Genomic DNA, 6,552 nt, shown 5'->3' on the forward strand with positions numbered 1-6,552 from the left:
CCAATTTCTAAATGGTTCGATCGACGACCGTGTCGATCGTCGTATCCTTTGCGGCACGCGACCAGAAAATACGAAGATCGCTCACATGGCGAAGCGCGAAGTTGGCCTGCGGCGGAGCTGTGATAGCGAAGAAGTCCGCGCGATGCACGTCCTCAAGCCAGAACGCCGGTCGCGGGTCGGGCGTGGAAGAGGCAATCTCCACATGCGCCATCTCAAGGTTCTTAAGATGGCGAACAAAAAATCCCTTCGACGGCGTGGGCCCGAAACGGCTCGGGTCGGGATAGCCGTCTTCCGTCTCGGGCGTCTGGATGGTGCGCCAGTCGGGGAAGGGTTTGGTGTTGCCGCCCGAGCCGAAGGTCGTGGGCAGTCCTGCATTCTCGAAGTAGCAGTTGTTGAACTTGACGTCTTCGATCAGGTTCGACGGGATGCCCGAGAGAATGGCCGCCGCATTCGACGTGGCGTTGTAACTGACAACGTTGGACACCAGAACGCGGCGCAGACAGCCAGGCCGCATCGTCTCGACAGGCCCACGGTTGCGACGACCGAGCCGAAGGAAGATGGGAATATCGTCGGTATCGCGCAGCGTGATGTTCGAGATGGCGATATCTTCGATCAGCGCGCCATCCGCGGTCTCAAGCGCGATGCCCTTCGAGCCTTCGCATACGCAGTTGGAGATGGCGATGTTGCGGAAGCCGCCATTCGACTCCGTGCCGCACTTGATGCGGCCGTTGCCGCGCCCCTTCGCGGACTTCTTCCAAGTGCCGTCGACAACGCTGCCAAGTTCGTACGCTCCGGTGACGAAGCAGTTGGCGATGGTGACATTTTCGGTCGTGCGCGCATAGCCCAGCGCGTAGCTAGACTTGGGGCAGATGGCGTCGTCGGACGGCGAGTTGACCGTGCAGTTCGACACCCGCACATTGTGGCAGCAATCGATGTCGAAGCCGTCACGTTCCGTGTCGATCAGCAGATTGTCGAGCGTAAGGTTATCGACGCCGGTAGCGAGCACCGCGAAGTGTCCGCCATGCAGCACGGAGAAGTCGCGCAGCAGGACATGGTGGCAATTCTTCAGCGCAATCGTCTTGTTGCCCACGCCGGCCTGCTCGGCGACGAAGTTGTCATAGCCGGCACGGGTCGAGGCGGTGCCATGGGCGAGACCTTTGCCATGAATGAGGCCGGGACCGAGAATGGAAAAATCATGGAGACCTTCACCGTAGAAGAGCGAGTTCGCCCAGTGATTGTGCCCATAATCCTGGTACGCCTCCCACGGTTGCGCGGGCCCGGCGTCGTCGTAGACGCCTCCGCGATAGCCGGTGGTCTCGCCCGGCTTCGGCGAATCGGCGGCGAGGATCGTGCATCCGCGCGACAGATAGAGGTCGACCCGCGACCTCAACCGGATGGTAAAGCAAACATAGACGCCCGCCGGAAAGATCAGGACGCCTCCACCTGCGGCCGCAACGGCCTCGATGGCTTGGTTGATGGCCGGCGTATCCACGGTCTTGCCATCGCCGGTAGCGCCGAAGGTCCGAACATTGAAGGTCGCATCCTGCGCGACCGCCGGGGCTTCAGCGAGAGCAGCGTGCCCGATGGTCGTCGTGGCAGCCGTGATGGCGAAAGGAGAAAGTTTGAGGAGAGTTCGGCGGCGCGCATCCATGTCGCCAGCCAGACTAGCACACGTCCGCATCCGCGGGGAACAATGATGACACCGATGTCGAAAAATGAGCCGCATGCAATACGCCTGGCATTCGTCTCGAATCGAGAAGTGGAAAATATTTCAATGGAGCAACCGATCCCGCCCGCGATAGAAGGCGATTCCTATACCCCCGTTGCGACTCCTGCCGCTTGGGTTGACAATCGAATCTCAGAGGCAATACTGTTCGTCTTGAGACACCGTTGTCAAAAATTACGGTGTGACCTCCGCTTCGCCCGAGCGTTTCGGCAAAGGTTCGTCCCACGCCAACCTGGCCTTCGACCTGGCCGTTCCCGAGGCTCTCGACGAGGCCCTGAACAGCGTCCGCCAGACGATTGCGTGGGGCTATGGCTTCATCAAATACGACTTCTCGACATGGGAACTCTTCGGCCGTTGGGGATCGGAGATGCACGGCCAGGTCACGCGCCCGGGCGTTGCCCGTTCCGGCGGAATGGCCCCTTGTTCTTGCGATCAGGGTTATGGCTCGACCGTCCACTGGATCGCCAATGCGATGCTGATCTCCATCTTCCCGCGCGTGCAGCATGCCTCATCCGTAATGGTCTTCTATCTCTTCTCCCTCATGATGGGGTTGCAGATCGTCGTTGTCCGGCTTTGGTACCCGGAGACGCGCGGAACCGCCCTTGGATCGTTGGCCGCGGTGGATGAGGGTAGACTTCGTTTGAGTTAACGTCTAGATTTGCTGAGAGATGGCTATTTGGAAAAGTCAAGCTCCCACGCTGCTGGATGTTGCTCGTCTGGCGGACGTGTCTCTAAAGACAGCGTCTCGCGTACTGAACAACGCCAGGGTCAACGAGGATAAGGTAATCCGGGTCAAGGCCGCCATGGAGCGGCTAGGCTATCGCCCGAACGAGCTGGCGCGCGGACTCAAGGCGCAACGATCCGCGGCGATTGGAATGATCGTGCCGAACCTCTCCGATCCCTTCACCGCAAACGCCGTGAACGCCGTGCAGGAGGTCGCGCGAGCCAACGGATTTGTCGTCATCCTCGCCAGTTCGGGCGGCGATGTCGACGTCGAACGATCCGAGATCGTCAGCCTCGTCGGCAGGCAGATCGATGGCCTGATCGTCGCCCCGGCCGACAGCCGCAAAGATTCTTTCAGCGATTTGCTTCCCAACGGCGTCCACGCCGTGACCTTCGACCAGCAGCTTCGCAACGCCGATCTCGATTCGGTCACCGTCACCAATCGCCGCGGCACGCGCGAGGCGACCGCCCATCTGCTCGGCCACGGTTTGAAGAGGATCGTCGCCATCGGCGCCCGGCCGCACCTCTATACCTGCCGCGAGCGCGTGGCAGGCTACCGCGCCGCCATGAAGGCTGCCGGGATCGAGCCGCGCGTCTGCCTCGTCGACCACGAGGGCATGCTCACCCCCGCATGGCTGAAGGATCAGGTCTTCGATCTGCAGCAGGCCGACGCGATCCTGAGCCTCAACTGGGTCTGCACCATCCTCAGTCTGCGCGGCCTGCGCGAACTGGGAAAGACCGCAGGACGCGATGTGCCGATGCTCTCGTTCGACGACTTCGACCTGGCCGACATGCTGACGCCGGCTCTGTCGGTCGTCAAGCAGCCCGCCGAGATGCTCGGCCGCGAGGCCGCGACGTTGCTCTTCGAGCGCCTGAAGGGCGGACGCGTCGAGCCCCGCACTTTGGTGCTGCCGACCAGTCTCATCCTCAGAGAGTCCTGCGGCTGCCGCTCACTGTCTTAGCGCGGCTCGCCGTGTGCCGCCCAGCAACTGAAACGCTTACACCCGGGGCCACACGAAACGCCTGTCATCCTGAGCGGTGCGAAGAACCTGCGTTTCGTCTTCGCAGTTGCTTGTTCCGGCTCGATCCCAAAGTCACTCCGGCTTGCCCACGGCATTGTCCTTGTAAGCCTGTTGCAGCAGAAAGAACGACTGCTTCTTCTTGCCGTCCTCCGACAGCAAACCTTTGCGGTTATAACCGTCCTGCAGCACGGGGATGTTCCTTGTCGTCGAGCGGAAGTCGAACAGAACCCAGGGCGTCATGCCGCGAAGCTCGGAGATCTTCGACAGCATCGCAAACTGGTGTTTGTAGACGGAGGCCTGCTGCTCCTCGGTCCAGCGCTGCGTCGCCGGGCCATGATTGCCGGCCTTGGCCTCGGAACCAAACTCGCTCATGATGAGCGGCTTCCGCGGAAGAATCCAGCGCACGCTGTCGGCCGCCTCTGGCGCCCCGGTATACCAGCCGAGATACTCGTTGATGCCGATCACGTCGAGCGCGTTCGTAAACGGATCGTCGAGCGTGCCGACGCCATCCTTGATGTGCTCCGTGTCGAACGCGGAGGTGATCGGGCGCGTGGGGTCCAGCCGGCGGGCCTCGTTGGCCAGGTTGGTCAGGAAGGCCGTGCGCGTGGAGTTGTTCGGGGTTTCGTTCGACACCGACCACAGGATGACCGAGGCCTTGTTCCGGTCGCGGCGAATCGTCTCCTTCAGCATCGCGACATCTTTGACATAGACCTCCGGCCTGTCGAACGCGATCTGCTGCCAGTTCGGAATCTCCGACCAGACCATGACGCCGTTGCGGTCGGCGGCCCGCGTCATCCGCTCGTCATGCGGGTAGTGGGCCATCCGGACGAAGTTTGCGTTCAGCTCTTTCAGCGCGCCGAAGATGACCGCGACGTCCTGGTCGTTGTTCGCGCGTCCGCCCCGGATGGGCGCCTCCGCATGTACGTTCGCGCCTTTGAGAAACACCGCCTTCCCATTGAGCAGGATGCGCGTGCCCTCCACGCGGATGTCGCGAAATCCGATCTCATCCGTCAGCTTGTCGGCGCCGGAGGCCATCGAGACCTTGTAGAGCCGGGGCGATTCGGGCGACCACAGCGCGAGCTTGCTCGCCTTGACCGCGAAGGCCGCGTTCCCATCGGCGTCGGTCTTCAACGACGCATGGACGCCAGCTTCAGGAATCGACAGCGTCACCGCCGTGCCGGCCGGCGCATCCAGCACATGCACGTACCCGGAGAGTTCGGTGTTACCCGGTTGCCACGTAGCGCCGTGAGTAAGGTGTACGTCGTAGTCGTCGATGAACGCCGCCGGGAGAGTGACCAGGGACACGTCCCGCGTCAGTCCGCCGTAGTTGAACCAGTCGTACCGGGTCGATGGAATCCCATCGACCAGCCGCGTCGCGTCGACGCCAACCACGACGTAGTTCGAACCCGCATGGAGCACGCCCGTCACCTCGCAATCGAACGGAGTGAAGCCGCCTTCGTGATCGCAGACGCGCTTCTGGTTGACCCATACATGCGAACGATAGTTGGCGGCGCCGATGTGCAGAAACGTCCGCGCGCCCGGCTTCGGTTGAGCGTCGAAGTCCTTCTCGTAGAAGACAACGCCTTCGTAGTTGAAGAGCTGCGGAACCTGCGTGTTCCAATCCCCCGGAACCTTCAGGGTGGGCGCCGTCGCAAAGTCGTACTCATCGTTGTGCGCGCCGCTCGCAATATTCGGATGGGTATTGCGGCCGTAGCCCCGATCGTTGATGGCGCCGGAGTCCGTGTAGAGCGCACGGAAAGGGAACTGGTCGACCAGGTAGTGCCAGTCGCCATCGAGGCTGACCGCGTCGCGGTGATCGATTCCGACAAGCAGCGTCTGCAACGGCTGCTGCTGGCCGAACGCTGCGAGCATCGGGCTGATGCAGAAGAGCATCGCAAGGCACGGGATCTGCCGTAGTATCGGCCGGCGGTTTGCGGGCATATTCATCCTCGATTCGGCGGCCCAGAAGGACACCGTTGTCAGAATCGGCTATTCTTATTTGAAAAATCCTATCCTGCGAAGCTCGACTTGTCGAATTTCGTTTCAAACACCCTCTCCCTTTCGTCGACTTATAATCATCACTTCAGCTATCAAGAGGATGCGATCGATGGGTAAATCTATGAAGCCAGTGGCGGTCCGCCAGTATGTATGCGCCGGCCTGCTGACGCTCCTCTCCCTGGGCGCTCACGCGCAGGTCGATGTACTGACGCAGCACAACGACAACGGCCGCACCGGCGTCAATGCGCGCGAGACGATCCTGACCCCGGCCAACGTCAACCCGGCCCGCTTCGGCATGCTCTTCAAGCGGACGGTCGACGACCAGCTCTATACGCAGCCGCTGGTCGTTACCGGCGTCAACGTAGATGGCGGCGCGCGCGATCTCGTCTATGTGACGACCGTGAACAACAGCGTCTATGCCTTCGACGCCAACGACAGCGAGGCCGCCGCGCCCCTGTGGCATGTGAACTTCGGAACGCCGGCGAACGTCCACAGCACCGACTTCGGCTGCCTGGACATCAACGGGAAGATGGGCATCATCGGCACGCCGGTGATCGATAAGGCGCGCGGCGTGCTGTACGTCGTCGCGCTGACCCGCGTGGGCGCACAGGATGGCCCGCTCTCCGGTTACACGCAGCGGCTTCACGCGCTCGATCTGGCGACCGGCGCCGATATGCCCGAGAGCCCGGTAACCATCCACGCCGAGGGCTTCCATGCGCTGATGCAGAACCAGCGCCCCGCGCTGCTGCTGGCCAGCGGCATGGTGTATGTGGGCTACGCATCGCATTGCGACAAGGAGCCGTATCACGGCTTCCTGATGGCTTACGACGCGAAGACGTTGAAGCTCGTGAACGTGCTCAACACCTCGCCGACAGGTTCGGAGGCCAGCATCTGGCAGTCGGGCCAGGGACCGGCCGCGGACGAACAGGGCAACGTCTACGTTGTGACCGGCAACGGAAGCTGGGACGGCGTAAAGAACTTCAGCGAGAGCTTCATGAAGCTGACGCCGCGGCTGCAACTGCTCGACTGGTTCACGCCCACCAATCACTTCGAACTCGACAAGCACGACAACGATCTCGACTC

General features: G+C 61.9%; 4 protein-coding genes and 1 pseudogene. 3 read left to right on the top strand and 2 right to left on the bottom strand.

Annotated features, from left to right (window positions below; genetic code table 11):
• Positions 1 to 7: 7 nt before the first annotated feature.
• Positions 8 to 1,651: a rhamnogalacturonidase gene (locus tag CHB87_RS20990; RefSeq protein WP_089410416.1), complete on the bottom strand. Its 1,644-nt coding sequence runs from the start codon at positions 1,649 to 1,651 to the stop codon at positions 8 to 10.
• Positions 1,652 to 1,907: 256 nt separating this feature from the next.
• Here CHB87_RS20990 and CHB87_RS20995 point away from each other — a divergent pair, with 256 nt between their 5' ends.
• Together CHB87_RS20995 and CHB87_RS21000 are read left to right on the top strand one after the other, a co-directional pair.
• The gene (locus tag CHB87_RS20995; protein ID WP_089410417.1) at positions 1,908 to 2,375 is read left to right on the top strand and encodes a hypothetical protein; all 468 of its coding nucleotides are present in this window, start codon (positions 1,908 to 1,910) and stop codon (positions 2,373 to 2,375) included.
• Positions 2,376 to 2,394: 19 nt separating this feature from the next.
• Positions 2,395 to 3,411, top strand: a complete 1,017-nt coding sequence (locus CHB87_RS21000; protein ID WP_089410418.1) for a LacI family DNA-binding transcriptional regulator — start codon at positions 2,395 to 2,397, stop codon at positions 3,409 to 3,411.
• 132 nt (positions 3,412 to 3,543) lie between these two features.
• On the opposite strand, the gene CHB87_RS21005 is transcribed toward CHB87_RS21000, so the two are convergent.
• A complete protein-coding gene (locus tag CHB87_RS21005; RefSeq protein ID WP_245818158.1) occupies positions 3,544 to 5,412 on the bottom strand; it encodes a glycoside hydrolase family 2 protein in 1,869 nt (622 codons plus the stop codon).
• A gap of 166 nt (positions 5,413 to 5,578) precedes the next feature.
• Here CHB87_RS21005 and CHB87_RS21010 point away from each other — a divergent pair.
• Positions 5,579 to 6,552: pseudogene (locus CHB87_RS21010) on the top strand (hypothetical protein); the annotation flags it as partial.

Source organism: Granulicella rosea (assembly GCF_900188085.1).
Lineage (GTDB): Bacteria > Acidobacteriota > Terriglobia > Terriglobales > Acidobacteriaceae > Edaphobacter > Edaphobacter rosea.

Bases quoted from the DNA above. Each gene is read 5' to 3' on its own strand.
- CHB87_RS21000 (WP_089410418.1), top strand. From the start codon at position 2,395: ATGGCTATTTGGAAAAGTCAAGCTCCCACGCTGCTGGATGTTGCTCGT.
- CHB87_RS20990 (WP_089410416.1), bottom strand. From the start codon at position 1,651: ATGGATGCGCGCCGCCGAACTCTCCTCAAACTTTCTCCTTTCGCCATC.
- CHB87_RS21005 (WP_245818158.1), bottom strand. From the start codon at position 5,412: ATGCCCGCAAACCGCCGGCCGATACTACGGCAGATCCCGTGCCTTGCG.